This window comes from Sphaerisporangium sp. NPDC051011, assembly GCF_040653595.1.
GTDB lineage: Bacteria > Actinomycetota > Actinomycetes > Streptosporangiales > Streptosporangiaceae > Sphaerisporangium.
Genome location: NZ_JBFAGG010000018.1, coordinates 44956 through 66165, shown reverse-complemented (window position 1 = coordinate 66165; position 21210 = coordinate 44956). Strand labels below are relative to the sequence as shown.

19 protein-coding genes are annotated in these 21210 nt (G+C 71.2%); 15 read left to right on the top strand and 4 right to left on the bottom strand.

The genetic code is table 11. The annotated features are described in order from the left end of the window. The first annotated feature begins 66 nt into the window (after positions 1-66). The gene (locus AB0H21_RS33200; protein WP_358524976.1) at positions 67-1095 is read left to right on the top strand and encodes a glycosyltransferase family 2 protein; all 1029 of its coding nucleotides are present in this window, start codon (positions 67-69) and stop codon (positions 1093-1095) included. A 78-nt stretch (positions 1096-1173) separates the two neighbouring features. After that, positions 1174-2601 (top strand): SDR family oxidoreductase, encoded by a 1428-nt coding sequence (locus AB0H21_RS33195; protein ID WP_358524717.1) that lies wholly within the window; start codon positions 1174-1176, stop codon positions 2599-2601. 667 nt (positions 2602-3268) lie between these two features. On the opposite strand, the gene AB0H21_RS33190 is transcribed toward AB0H21_RS33195, so the two are convergent. Then, entirely contained in the window at positions 3269-3589 is a 321-nt protein-coding gene (locus AB0H21_RS33190; protein WP_358524715.1) for a hypothetical protein, read from the bottom strand. Here AB0H21_RS33190 and AB0H21_RS33185 point away from each other — a divergent pair. From AB0H21_RS33185 to AB0H21_RS33160, 6 genes are all read left to right on the top strand, one after another. Next, positions 3588-4922: a CDP-alcohol phosphatidyltransferase family protein gene (locus tag AB0H21_RS33185; protein WP_358524713.1), complete on the top strand. Its 1335-nt coding sequence runs from the start codon at positions 3588-3590 to the stop codon at positions 4920-4922. The two genes, AB0H21_RS33190 and AB0H21_RS33185, sit on opposite strands and share 2 nt — an antisense overlap. 1 nt (position 4923) lies before the next feature. Continuing rightward, entirely contained in the window at positions 4924-5607 is a 684-nt protein-coding gene (locus tag AB0H21_RS33180; RefSeq protein ID WP_358524711.1) for a DUF5941 domain-containing protein, read from the top strand. Between the two features lie 228 nt (positions 5608-5835). Next, positions 5836-6570 carry a phosphocholine cytidylyltransferase family protein gene (locus AB0H21_RS33175; protein WP_358524708.1) on the top strand — a complete coding sequence of 245 codons (735 nt, stop codon included), beginning with the start codon at positions 5836-5838 and terminating at the stop codon, positions 6568-6570. A 64-nt stretch (positions 6571-6634) separates the two neighbouring features. After that, positions 6635-7675, top strand: coding sequence for an iron-containing alcohol dehydrogenase family protein (locus AB0H21_RS33170; RefSeq protein ID WP_358524973.1), 1041 nt, complete (start codon positions 6635-6637; stop codon positions 7673-7675). Continuing rightward, the gene (locus AB0H21_RS33165; protein ID WP_358524706.1) at positions 7653-8420 is read left to right on the top strand and encodes a CDP-alcohol phosphatidyltransferase family protein; all 768 of its coding nucleotides are present in this window, start codon (positions 7653-7655) and stop codon (positions 8418-8420) included. The genes AB0H21_RS33170 and AB0H21_RS33165 overlap by 23 nt, the downstream gene beginning before the upstream one ends. A 204-nt stretch (positions 8421-8624) precedes the next feature. Then, positions 8625-9524 (top strand): glycosyltransferase, encoded by a 900-nt coding sequence (locus AB0H21_RS33160; protein ID WP_358524703.1) that lies wholly within the window; start codon positions 8625-8627, stop codon positions 9522-9524. A gap of 168 nt (positions 9525-9692) precedes the next feature. On the opposite strand, the gene AB0H21_RS33155 is transcribed toward AB0H21_RS33160, so the two are convergent. Both AB0H21_RS33155 and AB0H21_RS33150 read right to left on the bottom strand, forming a co-directional pair. Continuing rightward, positions 9693-10778: a ParA family protein gene (locus AB0H21_RS33155; protein WP_358524701.1), complete on the bottom strand. Its 1086-nt coding sequence runs from the start codon at positions 10776-10778 to the stop codon at positions 9693-9695. Between the two features lie 35 nt (positions 10779-10813). Further along, the gene (locus AB0H21_RS33150) at positions 10814-11458 is read right to left on the bottom strand and encodes an ATP-binding protein (RefSeq protein ID WP_358524699.1); all 645 of its coding nucleotides are present in this window, start codon (positions 11456-11458) and stop codon (positions 10814-10816) included. A 530-nt stretch (positions 11459-11988) separates the two neighbouring features. Between AB0H21_RS33150 and AB0H21_RS33145 the strand changes: the two genes are divergently transcribed. From AB0H21_RS33145 to AB0H21_RS33135, 3 genes are all read left to right on the top strand, one after another. Next, a complete protein-coding gene (locus AB0H21_RS33145) occupies positions 11989-12843 on the top strand; it encodes a helix-turn-helix transcriptional regulator (protein WP_358524697.1) in 855 nt (284 codons plus the stop codon). A 14-nt stretch (positions 12844-12857) separates the two neighbouring features. Further along, the gene (locus AB0H21_RS33140) at positions 12858-13058 is read left to right on the top strand and encodes a DUF397 domain-containing protein (protein ID WP_358524694.1); all 201 of its coding nucleotides are present in this window, start codon (positions 12858-12860) and stop codon (positions 13056-13058) included. Positions 13059-13192: 134 nt separating this feature from the next. Continuing rightward, positions 13193-13390, top strand: coding sequence for a DUF397 domain-containing protein (locus tag AB0H21_RS33135; RefSeq protein WP_358524691.1), 198 nt, complete (start codon positions 13193-13195; stop codon positions 13388-13390). A 326-nt stretch (positions 13391-13716) separates the two neighbouring features. On the opposite strand, the gene AB0H21_RS33130 is transcribed toward AB0H21_RS33135, so the two are convergent. Then, entirely contained in the window at positions 13717-14319 is a 603-nt protein-coding gene (locus AB0H21_RS33130; protein ID WP_358524688.1) for a TetR/AcrR family transcriptional regulator, read from the bottom strand. Between the two features lie 92 nt (positions 14320-14411). Here AB0H21_RS33130 and AB0H21_RS33125 point away from each other — a divergent pair, with 92 nt between their 5' ends. The 4 genes from AB0H21_RS33125 to AB0H21_RS33110 all read left to right on the top strand — a co-directional run bounded on the left by AB0H21_RS33125 (position 14412) and on the right by AB0H21_RS33110 (position 21168). After that, positions 14412-15194 (top strand): MBL fold metallo-hydrolase, encoded by a 783-nt coding sequence (locus AB0H21_RS33125; RefSeq protein WP_358524686.1) that lies wholly within the window; start codon positions 14412-14414, stop codon positions 15192-15194. A 578-nt stretch (positions 15195-15772) separates the two neighbouring features. Beyond that, entirely contained in the window at positions 15773-16540 is a 768-nt protein-coding gene (locus tag AB0H21_RS33120; protein WP_358524683.1) for a Crp/Fnr family transcriptional regulator, read from the top strand. 34 nt (positions 16541-16574) lie between these two features. Then, positions 16575-17366: a hypothetical protein gene (locus AB0H21_RS33115; protein WP_358524681.1), complete on the top strand. Its 792-nt coding sequence runs from the start codon at positions 16575-16577 to the stop codon at positions 17364-17366. Between the two features lies 1 nt (position 17367). Further along, positions 17368-21168, top strand: coding sequence for a CHAT domain-containing protein (locus AB0H21_RS33110; protein WP_358524678.1), 3801 nt, complete (start codon positions 17368-17370; stop codon positions 21166-21168). Positions 21169-21210 lie beyond the last annotated feature (42 nt).

Sequence of the window (21210 nt, the reverse complement as noted above, 5' to 3'; positions counted from 1 at the left end):
TGAGGACGTTTCGCGCGTCCGTGGGTTGCCGTCCCCACCCGCTCGTACAGTAGCGTGAGCGCCGCCATGAAGGAGTTCCCCGACTCGCCCCGAACAAGCCGGACCACACGCGTCTGGCCGCCCATCTCGGTCGTCATGCCGGTGCTCAACGAGGAGCGCCACCTGCGTGAGGCCGTACGACAGGTGCTCGCGCAGCGCTACGACGGCCCGATCGAGGTCGTCCTCGCCGTGGGCCCGTCCCGGGACCGCACGCAGGAGGTCGCCGACGCCCTCGCGGCCGAGGACCCCCGCGTGGTCGTGGTGCCCAACCCCACCGGACGCACGCCGAACGCGCTCAACGCCGCCATCGGGGCGTCCCGCAACGGGATCATCGCCCGGGTCGACGGCCACGCCATGCTCCCGGAGGACTACCTCCAGGTCGCGGTCGAGACGCTCGAAGCGACCGGAGCGGACAACGTGGGCGGCATCATGGCCGCCGAGGGGGTCACGCCGTTCGAGAAGGCCGTCGCGTGCGCGATGACGTCCAAGATCGGCGTGGGCAACGCCCGCTTCCACACCGGAGGCCAGGCCGGGCCCGCCGACACCGTCTACCTCGGCGTGTTCCGCCGCGAGGCCCTGGCGCGGGTCGGCGGCTACGACGAGCACTTCCAGCGCGCGCAGGACTGGGAGATGAACCACCGCATCCGCGAGACCGGCGGCCTGGTGTGGTTCCAGCCGCGCATGCGCGTCTCCTACCGGCCCCGGCCGAGCGTCAAGGCCCTCGCCAAGCAGTACTTCCACTACGGCCGCTGGCGCCGGGTCGTCGCCCGCACCCACGAGGGCACGATCAACCTGCGCTACCTCGCGCCGCCGGTCGCCGTGGCCGCGATGCTCCTCGGCCTGCTGGTGTCCCCGTTCTTCTGGCCCGCCATCCTCATCCCCGCGGCCTACGTCGTGGCGATCCTCGCCGGCTCGGTGCTGACCGGCCGCGGCCTCCCCGCGAACGTCCTGGCCCGCCTCCCGATCGTCTACGCCACCATGCACCTCTCCTGGGGCTGGGGCTTCCTCACCAGCCCCCCGGCCCTGAGCAGACCGACCCGGACGACCACCCCCTGACCTGGAGAAAAGCCCGTCCGGTGCCGCTCGGGCCGGGCGGTGCACGACACTGGGACTGACGAGAAGAGGGTGCGGTCGGTGACTGGAGGAGACGTGCGGCGGCGGGTCGTGGGAGTCGTGCTCGCGGGGGGCGTCGGCCGGCGCATGGGGCACGGCAGGCCGAAGCAGTTGCTCAAGCTCGGCGGGCGGACGATCATCGAGCACACGCTGGCGGTCTTCGAGCGCGCGCCCGAGATCGACGAGGTCGTCGTGCTGATGGCGCCCGGCTTCACGGCCGAGGCCGAGCGCATCGTCGCCCGGGGCGGCTTCCGCAAGGTCCGTCAGGTCGTCGAGGGCGGTGCCACGCGCACCGAGTCCACCTGGCGGGCCCTCCAGGCGCTCGGGACCGACGAGTGCGACGTGCTCCTGCACGACGCGGTCCGGCCGCTCGTCGAGCCGCGCATCATCTCCGACTGCGTCGAGGCGCTGCGGACGCATCCGGCGGTCAACGTCGCGATCCCGTCGTCCGACACGATCCTGGTGGCCGCTCCCGGCCCCTCCGGCGAGGTCATCCGCGAGGTCCCGGACCGGTCCCTGCTGCGGCGCGTCCAGACCCCGCAGGGCTTCCGGCTGTCGGTGATCCGGGAGGCGTACGAGCGGGCGTGGCGCGACCCGGACTTCGCGGGACGGCCGGCGACGGACGACTGCGGCGTGGTGCTGCGCTACCTCCCCGACGTCCCCATTCACATCGTGCCGGGCAGCGAGCGCAACATGAAGGTCACGCATCCGGTCGACGTCCACATCGCGGAGAAGCTCATCGAGCTCGCCTCGCGCGCCGCGCCCGCCCCGGCCGGGCCCGACGCCTGCCGGCGCGCCCTGGAGGGTAGGACGGTGGTGGTCTTCGGCGGCGACGACACCGATATCGGCCCGCGGATCGCCGGTCTCGCGACCGGGTACGGCGCCACCGTCCACGTGTTCTCGCGGACGACGGGGCCCGGCGGGAGCGGGGTGCGGGTGGAGGACCCGGCGTCGGTCGCGCACGCCCTGGAACAGGCGTCCAAGCGGAGCGGCCATGTGGATCACGTGGTGCATGTCGCCGGCCCGGTGGTGGGGGCCGCGGGTGACGGCGGGCTGGACGAGGTCGGCGAGGAGGCCGTCCGCGAGGCCATCGCCGTGGACCACCTTGGCCCGGTCACCATCGCCCGAGCGTCCCTGCCCTACCTGCGCGAGACGCGCGGCCACCTCCTGCTGTCCACCCCCGGCGCGTCCGCGGGGGCCTCGGTGAACGTGAGCCTCCGTTCGTCCACCGCCGCCGCCGTGGCCGCCCTGACCCACGCCCTGGCGGAGGAATGGGCGGACCTCGGCATCAAAGTCAACTGCGTCACCCTGACGGACCCCGGCATCCCCCCGGTGGAGCCGAGGCACGGCGACTCCCTCCCTTCACCGGACGACATCGCCCGGACGGCCGTCACCATCCTCGCCTCCGACCTGACGGGCCACCTGACCACCGCCGCCCACACCCCCTGAGCCGGTCCTCGGCCGACAGGCAGGGCGGGGCGGTCAGCCGGATGAGGTGCGACGGTCGGCCGGGCAGGGGCAGAGTGGTCGGGCTCCGGGCTTCGTGAACGGCGTGTTGGCTGTGTTGTGAGGCTGGTTCTTGCTGTATTACTGGTGATTACTGGTCTTGGTCGCTGGTTCTTTGTTAATTGATGCTGGTCGCCGGTTTTGGCTGGTTCTTTCGGTGGCCAGTGCACGCCTGGCTCTACTGATCTTCACTCGGGGTCGTCGTCCGTCGCGGGCGGTGTCCGGTAGGGGTCGTTCTTCCTGAAGCGGGACGATCGTTGCGCTCTGGTACCGGTGGGCGCGGCGGGGTGCCGTCCGCCGAGGAGGCCTGACGGGCTTTCACCTGCGGTGCGAGGGGCGACGCGCCGGATGGGTTTGCAAGCTGTGTGATCGCTCGGTTACGTTGCGGGGTGGACGATCCCCGGTTGCGGAAGGAGACCCCCGGTTTGCCCGAGTCGGCGTCCCCACCCCCCGCGCAGCCCCCGCCGGCGCCGATAGGCCCTCCGGTGCGGCCTCCGCACGTCAAGGCGTCCAGGCGCGTGACGGCCGTGCTCGCGACGACCCCGGCCACCCGCCTGGTCTGCGCCGAGGGCACGCTGGCCGAGCGCCTGACCGGACAGCTCGCCACGCTTCATGCCGGGCCGGTGCATCTCATCACGAGGGCGACGCCCCTCGTGATCGGCGCCGACGCCGCGAAGCCGGCCGACCCCGCACAATCCGCCCCGCCCACACCCACACCCACGCCCGCACCCCTGACGCCCCCGGCCCCATCCTCACCCGAGTCGTCACCCGCGTCCTCACTCACGTCCACGCCCGCGTCGCCGAGCCCGCCCTCGTTGACGCCCCCGGCCCCGTCCTCACCGTCGTCGCCCGAGTCGTCACCCCCGTCGTCACCCGGGTCGTCACTCACGTCCACGCCCGCGTCCCCGGCCTCGCCCCCGACCGCGCCCATGCCTCCCGTCCCGGCGCCGCGCCCGGCTCTGCTCGTCGCGGACCCGGCCGCCCTCCCGCCGCCCGAGCGGACGTCCTCCCGAGGACCGGCCCCCGTGGCCAGGGCGACGCGCAGCGGCGGTCTCGCCGGGGACCTGCGGGCGGTGGCCGATCTGGCGCGGTCCGGGGCGGGGCCGGTGGCCGTGGTTCCCGGGGATCTGGTGGCGCACACCGAGGCTCTCGCCCTGGTGCTGTCCGACCCCGCGCGCGGCACCGGCGCGCTGGTCTCCTTCGGCCATGCCGAGGGCGATCCGGCGGAACCGCCAGTGCGCGCCGAGCGCGGCCGGGTGGTCGCGGCGGGTAACTCGTTCCACACCGTCAGCGCCCCCAACGCGGCCTTCCACGGCGTGCTGCACGTCGGCGAGGCGGACCTGGCGAGCTTCGCCGACGTCGCCGACGAGCTCGCCAACCTCGCCCAGGAAGACCGCCTCGGCGATGCGGACGAGTCGGAGGTCACGGCCCTGCTGCTGGCCGGGCTGGTGCGGGTCGGCGTGCCGGTGCGGGCCGCGCCGCTCGGGCGGCTGCGCTGCGAGCGGGTGGCGACCCAGCCCGCCGCGGACGCCGCGATGGCCCGGCTCGCCGAGGTGGACGAGAACCGCGCCCGCCTGCAGGCCGCCGTCAAGTCCGACGACGGCTTCACGTCCACCTACCTGGTCAGCTCGTGGTCGGGCCACCTGGTACGGGCTGCGGCGCGGCTGGGCCTGTCGCCGAACGCCGTGACCGGCCTGTCCGTCGGCCTGGCCGGCATGGCCGCCGTGGCCTTCTCGTCGGGGCAGCGCCGCGCGCTGGTGGCCGGCGCCGTGCTGCTGTACCTCTCGTTCGTCCTGGACTGCGTGGACGGGCAGCTCGCCCGCTACACCCGCATGTTCTCGCCCCTCGGTGCCTGGCTGGACGCCACGTTCGACCGCGTCAAGGAGTACGTCGTCTACGTGGGCCTCGCCGTCGGGTACGCCGGCGGCGCCGAGGCCGGGGTGCTCGGGCCGGACGGCATCTGGGCGATGGCGGTCGCCGCCATGCTGCTGCAGGGCGTCCGCCACATGGTCGACTTCTCCTTCGCCGACGCTCGAGCCGAGGCGGGCGGCGGCGCCGTCGCACGCGTCCAGGCGCGCCTCGACGGGAACACCACGGTGCGCTGGCTGAAAAAGATCATCGTCCTGCCGATCGGCGAGCGAATGATGCTGATCGGCGTGACGGCCGCGCTGTTCGACGCGCGGGCGACGTTCGTGGCGCTGCTCGCCTGGGGCGGCTTCGCGTTTCTGTACACCCTCACCGGCAGGATCGCGAGGTCTTTCTGACATGACCACCACACCTGCCCGCAGAGACCCCCGTGAGCGGCGCCGCGAGGCCGCGCCCGAGGTGACCACGGTGCACATGACCCGGGTGCCGCGCAGTTCCGTGGTGACCTACCGCGACGACGGTGTGCTGGCGCGCGGCATGGGCCTGCTCGTCGCCGGGCAGCTCCCGCCCCTGCCGCCCGCGATCGCGGGGGCGTTCGTCACCGGCGTGATGCTGCTGCTCGGCGTCGCGGGCGCGGACGGCCCCGCCGTGTTCGCGCCGGCCGTGGCGTTGCTGCTCGCGGGCCCGGGCAGTTCCCACCCGCACGACGGCCGTCTGGACTGGCTGGTCCCGCCCATCCTGCGGATCACCGAGTACGTCTTCATCGCCAGCGTGGGCTTCGCGTGGGACGTCCCCCGGTTCCTGGTGCTGGCCCTGCTCGGCGCGGTGCTGTTCCACCACTACGACGTCGTCTACCGCTGCCGTCAGCACGTCTACCCGCCCACCTGGCTCGCGTCGGCGGGTCTGGGCTGGGAGGGGCGTATGCTGATCATCGCCATGGGCGCCCTGCTGGGCATCGTGACGGCCGTCTTCGTGCTGGCCGCGTTGTATCTCTCGGCGTTGTTCTGCTGGGAGAGCGTCACGTGCTGGCTGGCCGCGCCCAGATCCGGTGTCGAGGCGGCCGACCTCGGCGCGCAGGACTGACGGCGGGTCCCTCCCGAGGCCGGCCCCGGACATGACCGGGACTTGACCCTTTAGTGAGACGCGGGCGGCTCGGATGTCCCGTCTGTCCCCAGTGACACTCCTGTCACGGCCTACATTGCCAAGATGAGGTCTTGTAATCGAATAGGTGAACTCCCGATTACACGATCACCACCTCCAGGCAACTAACCTTTGGCCTTACAGATTCGCAGTCAGACTGAGGAGTGCACGTTGCTGGGAATGGTGCTGGCCGCCGGGGCCGGACGTCGGCTGCGGCCGTACACCGACACGCTGCCCAAGGCACTCGTGCCGGTCGACGGTGAGACCACGATCCTGGACATCGCGCTGCGAAACCTCGCGGCCGTGGACCTGCGGGACGTCGTGGTCATCGTCGGGTACGCGGCGCGGGCCGTCCACGACCGCCAGGCGGAGCTGGAGCGGCGGCACGGCGTGAAGCTCACCCTCGTGCACAACGACAAGGCCGAAGAGTGGAACAACGCCTACTCCCTGTGGTGCGCCCGTGACCACTTCGCGTCGGGCGCCCTTCTCGTCAACGGCGACACCGTCCACCCCGTCTCGGTCGAGCGCACGCTTCTCGACGCGCCGGTGACCGGCGACATCCTCCTCGCGGTGGACGATGTGAAGACCCTCGCCGACGAGGAGATGAAGGTCACACTCGACGAGGCCGGCCACCTGCGCCGCATCACCAAGCTGATGGACCCGTCCGAGGCCTACGGCGAGTACATCGGCGCGACGCTGATCCGCCCCGGGGCCGCCGAGCGTCTCGCCGACGCCCTGAAGGCCACGTTCGAGCGCGACCCGCAGCTCTACTACGAGGACGGCTACGGCGAGATGGTGTCCCGCGGCGAGAAGATCGCCGTCGCGCCCATCGGCAAGGTCGACTGGGTCGAGGTCGACAACCACGACGACCTCGCCAAGGCCAGGGAGATCGCGTGCACGTACTAGCCGCCCCGGCCGCCCCCGCCGGCGCGACGACGGCCTTGGAGACCGCATGCCCCTTCTAGCTCGAATGCTCACGGCCCCGCTGACCGTCGAGGTCCGCCGGGGCGCGGTGGCCCATCTCGGCGCGCTGCTCGCCGACAGCCGGGTGGCCACCTCCGGCCGCGTCGCGGTCGCGGTCGGCTCCGGCCAGGGCGACCACATCTCCGGCATGATCGCCCCGACCCTCGGCGAGGCGGAGGTCTTCCGCGTCCCCGACGGCTCGGTCGACGCGGCCGTCTCCCTCGGCGCCGACCTGCGCAAGGGCGCGTACGAGGCCGTGGTCGGCATCGGCGGCGGCAAGACGATCGACGTCACCAAGTACGCCGCGTCGCTCGCCGGCATCCCGATGGTCGCCGTGGCGACGAACCTCTCGCACGACGGCATCTGCTCGCCGGTGTCCTCGCTGGAGCACGAGGGCGGCAAGGGGTCGTTCGGCGTCCCGATGCCGCTGGCGCTGCTCGTCGACCTCGACTTCGTGCACGACGCGCCCCCGCGGCTCGTCCGCGCGGGCGTCGGGGACGTGATCAGCAACCTGTCCGCCATCGACGACTGGCAGCTCGGCAACGTCGAGCGCGGCGAGCCGATCGACGGTCTGGCCGTCTCGATGGCCCGCACCGCCGCCGAGGCCGTGCTGGGGCGCCAGGACTCGATCGAGTCGGACGCGTTCCTGACGGTGCTCGCCGAGTCGCTGATCCTTTCGGGCATGTCGATGGTCGTCGCGGGGTCCTCGCGTCCGAGCAGCGGAGGCGACCACGAGATCCTGCACGCCATCGACCAGCTCTACCCGGGGACGTCGAACCACGGCGAGCTCGCCGGCATCGGCGCCACGTTCTGCTACTTCCTGCGCGAGGAGCACCGGCCGCTGTCGCTGGTGGTCGAGTGCCTGCGCGCCCACGATCTGCCGGTGACCCCGGGCGACATCGGCCTGACGAACGAGCAGTTCTGCGCCGCCGTCATGCTCGCGCCCTCGACCCGTCCCGGGCGGTACACGATCCTTGAGCACCTGCGCCTGTCCGAGGCCGAGGTGCGCGACCGGGTGGAGCGATATGTCCGGGCCGTCGGTAATTGAGCTTCGCGCGGTCGCCCAGCCGCAGACCACCATGGGCCGCAACTCCGGCGAGCACTGGGCCGGCGCGCTGTACATGCGCAAGCTGTCGATCTACGTGACGTGGGCGCTGGCGCGCACCGCGATCACCCCGAACCAGGTCACCGGCCTGATGATCGTCGCCGGCGTCCTGGCGGGCGTGGTGCTGGCCCTGCCGGGGCTGTGGGCGGCCGTCGCGGCGGCCGTCCTCATCCAGGTCTACCTGCTGCTCGACTGCTCCGACGGCGAGCTGGCCCGCTGGACCCACCGCACGTCGATCACGGGCGTCTACCTCGACCGCGTCGGCCACTACTTCGCCGAGGCGGCGCTGCTGATCGGCCTGGGGTTCCGGGCGTCGGCCACGCTGCCCGACTGGTACACCGTGCTCGGCGTCGCCGCCGCGCTCGGGGCCATCCTCATCAAGTCCGAGACCGACCTCGTGGACGTCGCCCGTGCCCGTTCGGGGCTCACGGCCACCACGGAGGCCGCGGCCGAGCAGTTCCAGTCGCGGCGGCTCGGGGCGGCGCGGAAGGTCGCGGCGGCGCTGCGCTTCCACCGGGTGATCCAGGCCGTCGAGCTGTCGCTGATCGCCGTCGTCGCGGCGGTCTGGGACGCCGTGGCGGGCGGTCTGACCGCGACGCAGGTGCTGACCGTCGCGTGCGTGCTGTTCGCGGGGCTGCAAACCGTCCTTCACCTGGTGAGCATCCTGGCGTCCCGGCGGCTTGCGTGACATGAGAGAGCCCCGGAACCGACGGCGCCCTGTCGGCGTCCCACAACTATCGGATCGAAGTTTGTCAAGTGTCACCGCCCCATCGTCATTCAATGTTCGGTGGGGGTTTCCTGACAGTTCCGATACGCTTAATTCACAGTATGCAGACACAGCCGGGATTGCCCCCTTACACAGACTCGGTGATCATGAACACATGCGTTCTCCATGCGTCGGGACGATGACGCGTTGAAGATCTCCTGTGTCATCCTCACCATGGGTAACCGTGTCGCCGAGCTTGATCGCGCGGTCGAGTCCGCGCTGACGCAAACCGACGGCGACGTCGAGGTCGTCGTCGTGGGCAACGGCGCCGACGTCCCCGCCCTCGCGTCCATGTCGCGCGGCGGATCGGGGTCCCTGCGCACCGTGCGCATCCCGGACAACGTCGGCATCCCCGAGGGGCGCAACCACGGCGTCCGCGAGTGCGGCGGCGACGTCGTCATGTTCCTCGACGACGACGGCTGGTACGCCGACGACAAGGTGGCGGCCCACGTCCGCCAGCGGTTCGCCGACGAGCCCGACCTCGCGGTGCTGTCCTTCCGCGTCATGGACCCGGACGGCGGCGTGGGCCAGCGCCGCCACGTCCCCCGGCTGCGGGCGGGCGACCCGCAGCGCTCCTCACCGGTGACCACCTTCCTCGGCGGCGCCTCCGCCATCAGGCGCTCGGCGTACCTACAGGTCGGCGGCCTTCCCGGGCACTTCTTCTACGCGCACGAGGAGACCGACCTGGCCTGGCGGCTGCTCGGCGAGGGCTACCGCATCGAGTACGACGCCGACTGCGTCATGTACCACCCGCAGGTCCCGCCGACGCGCCACGCCGACTTCTACCGGCTCAACGCGCGCAACCGGGTCTGGCTGGCCCGCCGCAACCTGCCCTGGCCGCTCGCGGCGCTGTACCTCCTGGACTGGATCATGCTCACGCTCCTGCGCGAGCGCTCGGGCCTGGCGATCCGGTCGTGGTTCCGCGGCTTCGTGGAGGGCATCCGCGAACCGGCCGGCGAGCGCCGCCCCATGGCGTGGCGCACAGCCTGGCGCATGCTCCGCCTCGGCCGCCCCCCGATCGTCTGACCCTCCCAGACGATCCGCACGTTGCCTGATTTCGGCGCGTGAGCCCGAGTTTCTGTCTCGGGCTCACGCGCCTCTCTCCCGGCCGCGGAGGACCATCCGGGGCATCTGTTCCGACATCGTGGTGCCGGTCACCCTGACTGAACACCCACCGACATCACCGGGCGTTCATCACGGGACCTCTCTTCCGTCGGAGTGGTCTCCCCGCCGCTGCACCTCGTTCAGTCGCTGGAGCACGCTTTCCGCGAGTAGACGGAATTCGGCCCGACATTTCTGCACATAGCTTTGGGTACTGCCAAGCGCGCCATCGGCTGCCTTCAGGTCGAACATCGGCTTTCGCGCGTCGCGGGCCAAGGGCATCAGGCTCTGGTAGTTGCGCATCGTCGCGAGCTCATACGACCGCCCATCCGGATCCCGCGGTTCGGCGAGCATTGACTCGGTGAAGACCTGCGGAATCCGTTCGAGCCACCGGCGATATCCTCGGACCGGCCGGTCCAGGCGCGGGAGCGGCTGCATGATGACATATCCGATCGGTTTCATGGCCCCGGAGGGGGCCGGAACGGCCGACGGCACCTTGGGCAGCACGGTCTCCTGCCAGGTACTTCGCCACCCCCGCAGTGCCGGGCCTAGAGCGCGCAGTTCACGAAGTGAGAACAAGTCCGCGGCGAGTGGGACGAGCACGGTGTCGGCGGCGAGGAGGGCCGCACGATTGATGGCCCCGAGATTCGGTCCCACATCGATCAGGACGATGTCCGCGCTCACCTTACGTGCAGCGTCGTTGATTATCCGGTAGAACGCCGTGGTCGTCCGGATGGCAGCCGGATCCCCCGTGAAAGTCGAGGGCCACGCCGCCGAGAGGCGGTCCTCGAAGGCGCTGAGTTCGAGATCTCCAGGGACCAACCAGAGCCCGTCCGTGACCTGGCTCGGCTCGAAGAACGCGACGTCACCCAGCTCCTCCATGATCGGCTTCACCGATGTCGCGACCGTCCCCGTGTCCTGCTGGATACGAGAAGCGAGTGGAATGGTGAGGGCATTCGCCCCAGAAGTGTCCGTGCCTCCCCAGGCCGGACTCTCAGGCTCTGCCCATAGTGCCGCCAGGGAGTCCTCATCGAGGAACAATGACGTCAAGTTCGCCTGGGGGTCCAGGTCAACGGCCAGGACCCGGTGGCCGAGTCGCTGGAGCATGTGAGCCAGATGGTACGTGAGCGTGGTCTTGCCGACTCTGCCCTTGATGTTGAAGAGCGCCATCGAGATCATTCTGCTCTCCTCAGCGTCACCGACCCTCATACGGTTCACGCGCTCGCCTTGCCGAGGCGCGCTGCGATGATGGCGGCCATCTCCTCCTCGGACGTCAGGTCGCCTCGCTCCTCGGCGGCTGCGGCCTCGGCGAGTTCGGCGCGCATCTCCGGATCGGAGAGGATCTCCAATGTCTCCCGCAAGGATTTTCGCTCGGCCTCGGACGAGATCACGGCATGAGGGTTGAGCGTGAAGTGATCGTGCTCGCGTGCGGCACGGGAAGCTCTCGTTTCCGTCGTCGTGGGGGCCGTTCTCCATCGTGCCCATACGGTCTTGCCGGGGCCTTCGGGGAGGGGGATCACCCCGAAGGCCCCGGCCAGTGCGGCGACGATGGGGAGGCCTCGGCCGTGGACGGCGTCCGGGCCGAGGTCGAGGTGTCGTGGCGCCTCGGGGCCGTGGTCGGTCACGCGGACGCACAGGTCGTCGGCGGTGGCCCAGAGGGAGAGCCGGATCGGCGGCGCGCCGTGGGAGACGGCGTTGCTCAGCAGTTCGCCGATCACCAGCACTACGTCATCAGCGAGGTAGTCCAGTCCCCACCCGGTGAGGACGTCGCCCGCCATGTGCCGAGCCTTGCCGACCGCCGCGAGGTCGTGCGGGATGTCCCAGGTGACGGTACGAAGACCGTCCGGCGTTCTCGTCATCGATGCTCCATGGGGAGTGGGCGTGGTGAGGACATGGGTTCGGAATGCGTGCGCCGGTTGGCCGGAGGCGTTGGCACGGTGGGCCATGGCTTCTGATTCCGCCTCTTGCATGAGGCCGCACAGCTCTGCGAGAGAGGGGGACTCAATGATCAGCGGCTTGGTGGCGGACCAGGTCGCGATGGCATAGAAGCGGCGGCTGCCCACCCCATACCAGACCGTCCATGCCGGCTGTAGAAGATCCACCTGCTCTGCGGCGGCCTGCTGGGAGGCGTCCCAAGGTCTATGCAGGACCTCTGGGGCGGCAATGCCTCGTCGGTGGCGCCCACGCATGTCTCTCGGCCTCCCGCTCTGGCGGTCCCGACGTAACCGACAGGTTCGCGGGTGTAGTCGATCACTCACGATCAGTGAGGATGCCTCCCGTGGTGGCGTTGATCGATCGAACTATCAAGCGAAATCTTTGATTGACCAAAGTTCCGCGCGCTCTGTGCGCACGGCATATGATCGGTCACCCAGTGTGTGGAGGTGCCTGCATGATCCCCGGTAGCCCTACGGTCAGGCGTAGGCGGCTCAGCGCCGAGTTGGCTCGGCTGCGCGAGCAGGCCGGCCTTACCGTTGAGGAGGTCACCAAGCGTCTGGAATGGTCACGTGGCCGGTTGAGCCACATGGAGCAGAACAGATGGACTCGGCCCGATCTTGGGAACATCCGGGCTCTGCTCGACCTGTACGGTGTCGCCGATATCGAGGTGCGCGAGGCGATCTTGAACCTTGCGCGGCAGTCGCGCGAAAAGGGCTGGTGGGCTCAGTACAAGGAAATATTCGGGGGCAGCCTCCCGGGCTTCGAGGCCGAAGCCACGCAGATCCGCAGTTTCGAGCTTGCACTCGTTCCCGGCTTGCTGCAGGTGCCTTCTTACGCCAGGGCGATCTTCCAGGCCGGCCAGGTTCTCGACGAGGCATCGGTTCAACGGCGTGTCGAAGCCCGCCTGACTCGACAGCAGATTCTCTTCCGCGAGACGCCACCACAACTGTGGGTCGTCATCGACGAGGCAGCGCTGAGGAAGATGATCGGCGGTCCCGAAGTCATGGCAGAGCAGATCCAGCACCTCATCGATTGGGCGAGGCGCCCCAACATCACGATCCAGATCCTGCCTGATGCCGTGGGCGCACACGCGGCTCTGCAGGGGGCCTTCGTGCTCCTGGACTTCGCCAGCGAGCTGGACCCCAGTCTGGTCTATTTGGAAACGGCGACCGAGAGTCTATGGTTGGAGAAACCTGACCAGGTGCAGGCCTATACGCTCATCTATAACCGTATTGTGGCGGCCGCGCTTACCGTTGAAGACTCTGTGCGTCGCATGGTCGCTGTAAGAGATCACATACTACAAAATTAGAGAGTGGCAACCCTGTGAGTCGAAGCGTGCCAGAACTTGTTTGGCGCAAGAGCAAGGCCAGTGGACAAGGGGAGAACTGCGTCGAGGTGGCATGCCTTGATGCCGGCGGGTGGGTCTTACGGGACAGTAAGTATCCGAGCGGACCCCTGATGAGGGTTTCGTCTGGCGCGTGGCGGGCGTTCGTGGCGGGGGTCAAGGCGGGTGAGGTGGGCTGAGTGGTGGCTCGGGGGCGGGGCCTTGATTCCATCTCGGCTTACAGCCGCGTGGTCGCGGTAGCGCTGACTGTCGAAGATTCTGTCGCGTACGTAGCCTCGCTGGTAGATCAACTGCGACCGTAAAGGCGGATGTCGTGGACGAGGCGAAGCTGTTTGTGTGGCGCAAGAGTACTTTCAGCGCTGCTGGTGACAACTGTGTTGAGGTGGCATACCTCGATGCCGGCGGGTGGGTCTTACGGGACAGTAAGTATTCGAGCGGACCCCTGATGAGGGTTTCGTCTGGCGCGTGGCGGGCGTTTGTGGCGGGGGTCAAGGCGGGCGAGGTGGGCTGAGCGGAGGCTCGGGGGCACGGCCTTGATTACATATCGGCTTACAACCGCGTGCTTGCGGCAGCGTTGACCGTCGAAGATCGGAACTGGTCGGCGCGGCGTATGCCCGGATGTAGGCATACCAGGAACACCTCGCACGCTGGGTCGCCCAGTGCAAGCGCGAACGGAACTGGCACCGGTAGGTGCCCTGCCCCTGCTGATCACGGCCCGCCGCGTGCGCGGCACCAGGTCAGGCGGTCGTATCCAGGGTGGCGAAGTCGGCGGGAGTCTGCTCGATCGTCTCTGGGTAGGCCTCTCGCTTGGCGTGCTCGGCCAGTGCCGGCGTGCGGTCAGGACTGGTCAAAGGCCCGTTCGATCGCGCGGCGGGCCCGGTCCGCGGCCGCCTGGTCGTGCTGGAGCTGCATGGCCGCGTTCAGTGCCAGCCCGGCGGCGACGATCTCGAACAGCGCCTGGTCGATGTCGAACCCGGCGGGTAGCTCGCCGTTCTCCACCGCCGCGGTCAGGTCCGCCCGCAGCTGTTCCCGCCAGCGCGACCACACCTCGGCCACCGCGTCGCGGACCCGGCCGGGGCGGCCGTCGTACTCGGTGAGCGCCGCGGTCATCAGGCAGCCGCCGGGCAGCAGTGGCGCTTCCAGGTAGCCCACGGAGTTGGCGCACACCGCGCGCAGCCGCCGCAGACCCGGCGGCTCGGCCAGTGCGGGCTCGACCACCCGGTGCCAGAAGTCCACGAACGCCTTGTCCAGCGTGGAGATCTGCAGAGTCTCCTTAGTGCCGAAGTGCTTGTGCACCCCGGACTTGCTCATCTCCAGCTCCTCGGCGAGCCGGCCGATGGTGATGCCGTCCAGCCCTTCTTCGGAGGCGATCTCGGCGGCACGGCCGAGGATCCGGCCCCTGGTGGCCTGCGCTTCGGCCGCTGAGCGTCGTGGTGACATGCGACGAGGATAGCGTACGTTCGTTCGCTATTGATTTAGTGAACGGTCGTACGCTAAATTCGGCGGCAACCACCGGGACGAAGGAGTGCGAGATGCGGGTGCGACGACTGGGCTGGGCCGGACTGGAGATCGAGGCAGGCGGCAACCGACTGGTGATCGACTACGTGTGGGACCTCTCACCGCTGTTCACGGGGTGGAAGCCCGGCGAGGGGCTGGCGGTGCCGAGCGGGAAGGTCACCGCCGCACTGGTCACCCACCTGCACCGGGACCACACCGACGCGTCCGCGCTCGCGGACGCGCTGACGCCGGGGGCGCCGGTGCTGCGACCGGCGCCCGGTCACGGCGACGACGTGGACAACGTGACGACGCTGCTGGCCGAGCGCGAGCTGGCCCTGCACCGGCTGGCTGCCGAGGTCGTGGATGCCTGGTCCACCCGCGAAGTCGGGCCGTTCCGCGTCACCGCGGTCCCCTCCGTCGACGGGCTGGGCGACCCGCAGCTGAACTGGGTGGTGCAGGCCGACGGGCAACGGGTCTTCCATGGCGGCGACACGATGTTCCACGGCTACTGGTGGCTCATCGCGCGCCGGTTCAGCCCGTTCGACGCGGTGTTCCTGCCCGCCAACGGCGCGGTGGTCGACGCGCCGCACCTGCAGCCGCCGAGCCCGCTGCCCGCCGCGATGGACCCGATGCAGGCCGCCGCGGCCGCGCAGATCCTCGACGCCCGGTACGCAGTGCCGATGCACTACGAGGCGGAGCAGCCGGACAAGATCGCGGGCTACGTCGAGGTCTTGGACCCGGAGAATGAGTTCCGCACGCACGCCGGACGGCGCGCACACGTGCTGGCCGTCGGGGAATGGCTGGACCTGGCCACATGACCGGAAACTCCGCCGTGCCAACTGGTGCGGTGCCCCTGTCGGCCTGGGCTGCAAGACTCCGTCGGGAGGACGGGTCGAGGAGCCGCACAAGGCTCGCCGGGCGGCGGCAGGCCCGCTGTCGTAGACGACGACACCGCAGGTCCCGACATGCGGATGCCCCCGCAGCAGGGTGCGAGGGCATCCTCTGGCCTATCAGCCTGAGACCTCTGCATAAGCGCAGATGAAAGGCATATCCGTTGGATCCTGCGCCATTACTACCGGGACCCCGGTCCGTCGTCGCGGAGTCGGGGCATCGGGGGTTCGCTCGGGATTCTTGGGAATGATCGGGCGATTTCGCGCACTCTCCGCCATTGGGTGGCTACTGTTTCCATAGCGCGGGAAAGGGCGCGCCTAGCGTCCCGCGCGCGAACTGCATCGTTCCAAAACCGAGCACCCGGTCCCCCACCGGAGGTCGACATGAGCGACGGAACACGCCCCCGCAGGCGTGAATCGGTGTTGCCCAGCGCCCGTCTTCGACCGGCCGCCGACGGCGTCCGGCTCGTGGCAGTGAATTCTTCGTGTGACGCGCGGAGGGCCGGATGAAGGGCCACGGCCCGGGGCCTCGGCGATTAGGAAACTGGCCTCCCCGGAGCCTTCTCGGCAGTCTGGAGCCCGCGACGCGGGACCTCATGCTGCGGCTCGGCACCGCGACGCAGTTCGGCGCGGGCGAGACCCTGCTGCGCGAGGGGGACCCCGACTCCCGGCACGTCCTGCTGCTCATCGACGCGTGCGTCAAGGTCGTCAGCGACACCGCCGACGGTCACACCGTCCTGCTCGCCATCAGGACCGACGGCGACCTGGTCGGCGAGTTGGCCAGCCTGGACGGCCAGCCGCGCGTGGCGAGTGTCATCGCCGTCAAACCGTCCGTGGTGCGCCGCATCGGCCAGGGGGAGTTCCTCGACTTCCTCGACCACAATCCCGCGGTGTCGCGGGCGGTGTATCGGGTCGTCACGACGAAGCTGCGCAACTCCACCTGGCACCGCATCGAGTACGGCAGTACGCCCGCGCCGCTGCGCCTCGCCCGCGTACTCGTCCAGCTCGCGGCCCAGCATGGGGAGCGGGTGCCGGAGGGCATCGAGATCCGGCTCGCCCTGACCCAGCCCGACCTCGCCGCGCTGGCCGGGGCCCGCGAGCCCACCGTGCACAAGGAGCTGCGCGCGTTGCGCCACAGGGGAGTGGTCGAGACCGGATACCGGCGGATCCTGATCAGTGACCCCGCCGCCCTGCACGCCATCGCGGGAATCTCCGAGATCCCGCCGGAATACGGGGTGTGGCCCGCGCCCCGGCCCCAAGGTGAGGGGGAGTGACCGGTCCGGCGCATGCCGGCGGCGAAGGGGCGATATGGACTCCGATCCGGTACGGCGACTGTGCGCGGCCGTCCGCGCGCAGTGGCCGTCGCGCGCGCGGGCCGCGGACCCGCACCGCCTGCTGCTCGACGTCGTACGGGAGGCCTGCGCGGCGGCCGGCCTGGACGGGGCGTTCGTGCAGGAGCAGTGCCACGGCGTCGGGGACCCGGCAGGGGTCGTGCTCGTGATGCCTCCCGGCGTTCACGAGGCCCGCGTCGTAGAGGACCTCACCCGGGAGCTGCGCCGTGCGGCGCGGAGCCCCGACGCCGGGCGTCTGCGGGTGGCCTTTCATCAGGGGATCACCCGGCTGGGCCGCGACGGCTTCGAGGGCCGGGCGGTGACGGCGGTCTGCGGCATGTGCGCGGTCGAGACGCTGGACGCGGAGCTGTCCGCCGACCCGCGGCGCGACCTCGCGCTGATCATCTCCTCGCCGCTGTTCGACGAGATCACCCACCCGGGGTTCCCGGTGCTGCGCCAGGACCGGTTCCGGCGGGTGGGCGTGGAGGTGGCGGGCGTGAAGTCTCCGATGCCCGTCTGGATCCGGCTTTTCGGCCCGGAGAGCCCAGATCAGCCGGAGAGCTCGCAGTACTCGGAGCACCCAGAGAGCTCGCAGCACCCGGGCGACCTGGAGCACTCGCAGCACCCGGGGCACTCGTGGCAGCCGCAGGACTCGAGGCGCTTGCGGCATCAAGACCTGGAGCACTCGCATCAGGAGTACTGGGGGAGCTGTGGGGGCTCGGCAAACCCGGAATATCCGGTAAATCCGGAAAGCTCGGAGAAGGAGTGACATGAGCGGTCCGGACCGCGTCCTGCGGGGACAGACGCCGGAGGTCGAGCAGGCCGAGCCGAGAACCCGTCCCGATGGCACCCTCGACGGCTGGCACCTGGCGCCCCCACGGCCCAGGGACGCGTTCGTCGCGCGCGCCTTCACCGACGACACCCTGTCCCTCTCACCGGACGGCTCCTTCGCCGCCCGCCTGGGATCGGCGACGCTGCGCGGGAACTGGTGGACGGCGGGCGGCTCGCTGGAGTTCGCCGCCGAGAGCCCGCCCGGCGAGGGACGGCCCGCCTCGGTGGACGGCTACCTGACCCTGGACGCCGGCGGCGCGTGGACCCTGGACGCCCTCTACCTCGGCCCGGGCCGGTTCGGCAGCGTCATCGCGCACGTGCGGCAGCGGCTCGTGCCGCTACACGAACAGGAGGCGGGCCCGGTCGTCCGCCGGATAGGAGACGTCCCGGTGCCGACCTCGTACGCCGTCACCCTGCGGGGCACCCACAACGGGATCCGCCTGCCCGAGCAGCCGGCGATGCTGTACCTGGAGAAACCGCCGCCCGGCTCGCCGCTCGCCGTCAACGTCACCCTGGCGACCGACACCGTCACCGTTCCCGGCGACATGATGATGATCGCCGCCGAGCCGGACAGCTCCCGCGTCACGGCGAGCGGCGGGATCGTCGAGGTCGTCATCGACCCGGGGCCGTCCGACCCGGTCGGGGCGTTCTGGGCGTACCGGGAGCCGCGGCTGCCGATCGCCGGGCTGGTCCAGGCGCGGCGGGGCGGCGCGCGGATCGACGTGGCCGGCGACCAGGTGACGGGCAGGCTGTGGCTGGGCGGCGTCGGCGCCGACGGGGTCGCCGGCCGGTACGAGGCGACGTTCTCCGGGCGACGGGTGGAGGCGGACTGGGTGCCCGGCGAGGGCGGCGGCCCGCCCGGGCCGGGTCCGTACCCTGACCCCACGCCGCCGTCCCCCGCGCCGGGCGGTGCGGTGGAGCGGCTGCGCGCGAAGCTCGCGGACGCGTCGCTGCGCGGGCGGTGGCGGGCGGCGCTGGGCCCCGGCGGCCGCCTTACCGTGAGCACCCGCACCGAAACGGCCGCCACCGGGGAGGGGCCGGGGTACGCGGCGGGCGCGGCGGTCGCGGGGCAGAGCTCGGGGTACGCGAGGGGAGTGGCGATCGCGGGGGAAAGCTCAGGGGACGTGGGGGAAAGCTCAGGGTACGCGGAAGTGCCCATCGCGGGGGAGGGCTCGGAGCGCGCGGGGGGAGTGGCCGGGGAGGACTTCTGGTCCGTGCCGTACGGTCCCGTGAACCGGGTGGCTCGGCCAGGGCCCGGCGACGCGCTCGGGCGTCGCGGGTTCCTGCGCCTCGCGCCCGGCCCGGACGTCGCGGCCGGTCTCGTCCCCGAGGGTGGGGACCTGTGCTTGGCCGTACTCGTCCGGGACGATCCGGACGAAGAAGCCAGCGACGCGTTCACGGCCGAGGACCGGGCGGCGCTGCGCCACCTCGGCATCGACCTCCAGACGAGCGGCCGCTACGGCCAGGCGGACCGGGTGCTGGAGCGGGCGGCCCGGCTGTACGCGGACCCGCCCGCGACCGGCGACATGGGGAAGGACGTGCTCGACCGCCTCGGGCTGGTCGAGGCGCGGATCCGCTGCGCGTTCGCCCGCTCGGACCACGCGCGGATGGAGGACCTGCTGGCCGTGCTCGCGGACCTGCGCCGCACCAGCGTGACCACCCTGAGCCCGTGGCGGAGCGTCGTCCGCTCGACGCGGGCCTCGGTCGCGGATCTGGCCGACCGGCTCCGGTACTTCAGGCAGGCGGCCGCCGACGCCCGCGAGCGGCTGCTCGGCGGGCCCGACCTGGTCACGGCCACCGAGGTCCACGCGGCGGCGTCGGACGCCGTGGCTGCGCTCGCCCCGCTGGAGGAGGTCGTCGGCCGCCTGCGGCCCGCGCCCGAGAACCCCGCGACGCTTACCCTGGCGGCGTCCGAGCTGGACAGGGCGCTGGCCGCCGTGGAGCGGCAACGCGCCGCCGTGTTCGAGCCGGACCGAGCACCGGCCGACGGGAAGCCTGCCTCGGACGAACTGCCCGGCGTGGACGGGCTGCGTGCCGCCGTGTTCGAGCCGGACCGAGCACCGGCCGACGGGAAGCCTGCCTCGGACGAACTGCCCGGCGCGGACGGACTGCGTGCCGCCGTGTCCGAGCCGGACCGAGCACCGGCCGCCGTGGACGGGCTGCGTGCCGCCGTGGCCGAACTGGACGGGGCGCTGGCCGCCGCCGCGGATGGGCTGCGTGCCGCCGTGCCCGCGCCCTGGGCGTCCTCCGACCACACCGGCCGCGTCTACACCGAGGTGCTCGGCGAGGACGAGGTTCCCGCGCCGAGGGAGCTCTTCGCGATCCTCGCCCGGGACGGGGCCGGCGAGCTCGACCTGCTGCGCGACCGGCTGGCCCGGTCGGACGCGGCGGGCGGGGCCGCGCGGCTGCGCGACGGCACCCAGGAGGGCGTGCGCCTGGCGAGCCGGTACGTGGAGATGGCCCGGGCGCTGCTGGACGACGACTGGGACAGGATCCAGTCGACCCGGCGCGCGATGCCGTTCTACGAGCGCATCGTCACCCTGCTGCTGGACCTGGACGCCCCCGAGGACGCCCTGGTCGCCTCGGAGATGTCCCGCGCCCGCGCGTTCGCCGACCTCCTGGAGGCCCGGTCGGACCGCCCGGCGCCTCCCGGTTTGGAAGCGGCGGGCGTCGTCGACCGCACGCGGCTCGCGGAGATCCTGGCCGCGCACGACGCGACCGTCGTGGAGTACTTCCTCGCCGGAGACCTGCTGGTGATCTGGGTGGTCCCCCCGGGCGGGCCGATGAGGGTGATCCGCCGCCCGCTGGACCGCCGCCGGCTGGCCGAGGCGGTCGGCACGTTCAGGCGGCTTGCGGAGCTCGGCCGGCTCACCGATCCGCTCCGCCGGGACATGGCCGACGCGCTGCGCCTGCTGCACGCCGAGCTGTGGCAGGTCATCCCCGCCGACCTGCTGCCCGCCGACCCCGACACCCCCGTCACGGTCGTGCCGCACGCTGAGCTGTTCCAGGTGCCGTTCTGCGCGCTGCTCGACGCGGAGGGCACCCATCTGGTCCACTGGCACGCGATCCGGGTGCTTCCCGCGCTGGCGATCCTGCCGGACCTGGCCGCCCGCCGGGCGCGCACGGCCGGGGCGCCGCCGTCGCTGGTCGCCCTGATCGACCCGGCGCCGCTCACCGACGGCTCGGAGCCGCTGGAGGTGCTCGAACGGCGGTTCGGCGACATCGCCGGGTACTACGCCGAGGGCCGCCGCCGCGTCCACCGAGGGCCGGACGCCGGGTTCGTGACGCTGCGGGAGGCGGGCGCCGAGGGCACGGTGCTGTTCTTCGGTACTCACGCCAAGGTGGTCGAGAACGACCCGATGATGTCCTACGTCGCGCTCGCCGGGTCGGACGCCGACGACGGGCTTCTGCGCGCCCGCGACATCCCCGCCCTGGACCTCGCCGCCGACCTGGTGATCCTCGCGGCGTGCGAGACCGGGGCAGGCGACGTCACGCCGGACGGCGTCATCGGGCTCAGCCGCGCCTTCCTAGCGGCCGGGCCGAGCGGTCTGCTGATGACCCTGTACCGGGTCGGCGAGGTCACCACCCTGGACGTCATGGCGGAGTTCCACGGCTGCTGGCTGGAGGACGGCCTGCGGCCGGTGAGCGCGCTGAGACGGGCGCAGGCCGAGGCGGCGGCGGAGCTGTCGACCTCCCGGGAGCCGCACGTGTGGGCCGCCTGCACCTATTACGGGCTTTGAGCCGTGCCCTCGGGCTTTGAGCCGATGTCGAGAGAAGTCGTG

Coding starts and splice junctions, on each gene's coding strand:
- AB0H21_RS33200 (WP_358524976.1), top strand. CDS start 67: ATGAAGGAGTTCCCCGACTCGCCCCGAACAAGCCGGACCACACGCGTC.
- AB0H21_RS33185 (WP_358524713.1), top strand. CDS start 3,588: ATGCCTCCCGTCCCGGCGCCGCGCCCGGCTCTGCTCGTCGCGGACCCG.
- AB0H21_RS33190 (WP_358524715.1), bottom strand. CDS start 3,589: ATGGGCGCGGTCGGGGGCGAGGCCGGGGACGCGGGCGTGGACGTGAGT.
- AB0H21_RS33180 (WP_358524711.1), top strand. CDS start 4,924: ATGACCACCACACCTGCCCGCAGAGACCCCCGTGAGCGGCGCCGCGAG.
- AB0H21_RS33170 (WP_358524973.1), top strand. CDS start 6,635: ATGCTCACGGCCCCGCTGACCGTCGAGGTCCGCCGGGGCGCGGTGGCC.
- AB0H21_RS33165 (WP_358524706.1), top strand. CDS start 7,653: ATGTCCGGGCCGTCGGTAATTGAGCTTCGCGCGGTCGCCCAGCCGCAG.
- AB0H21_RS33160 (WP_358524703.1), top strand. CDS start 8,625: ATGCGTCGGGACGATGACGCGTTGAAGATCTCCTGTGTCATCCTCACC.
- AB0H21_RS33155 (WP_358524701.1), bottom strand. CDS start 10,778: ATGATCTCGATGGCGCTCTTCAACATCAAGGGCAGAGTCGGCAAGACC.
- AB0H21_RS33150 (WP_358524699.1), bottom strand. CDS start 11,458: ATGACGAGAACGCCGGACGGTCTTCGTACCGTCACCTGGGACATCCCG.
- AB0H21_RS33145 (WP_358524697.1), top strand. CDS start 11,989: ATGATCCCCGGTAGCCCTACGGTCAGGCGTAGGCGGCTCAGCGCCGAG.
- AB0H21_RS33130 (WP_358524688.1), bottom strand. CDS start 14,319: ATGTCACCACGACGCTCAGCGGCCGAAGCGCAGGCCACCAGGGGCCGG.
- AB0H21_RS33125 (WP_358524686.1), top strand. CDS start 14,412: ATGCGGGTGCGACGACTGGGCTGGGCCGGACTGGAGATCGAGGCAGGC.
- AB0H21_RS33120 (WP_358524683.1), top strand. CDS start 15,773: ATGAAGGGCCACGGCCCGGGGCCTCGGCGATTAGGAAACTGGCCTCCC.
- AB0H21_RS33115 (WP_358524681.1), top strand. CDS start 16,575: ATGGACTCCGATCCGGTACGGCGACTGTGCGCGGCCGTCCGCGCGCAG.
- AB0H21_RS33110 (WP_358524678.1), top strand. CDS start 17,368: ATGAGCGGTCCGGACCGCGTCCTGCGGGGACAGACGCCGGAGGTCGAG.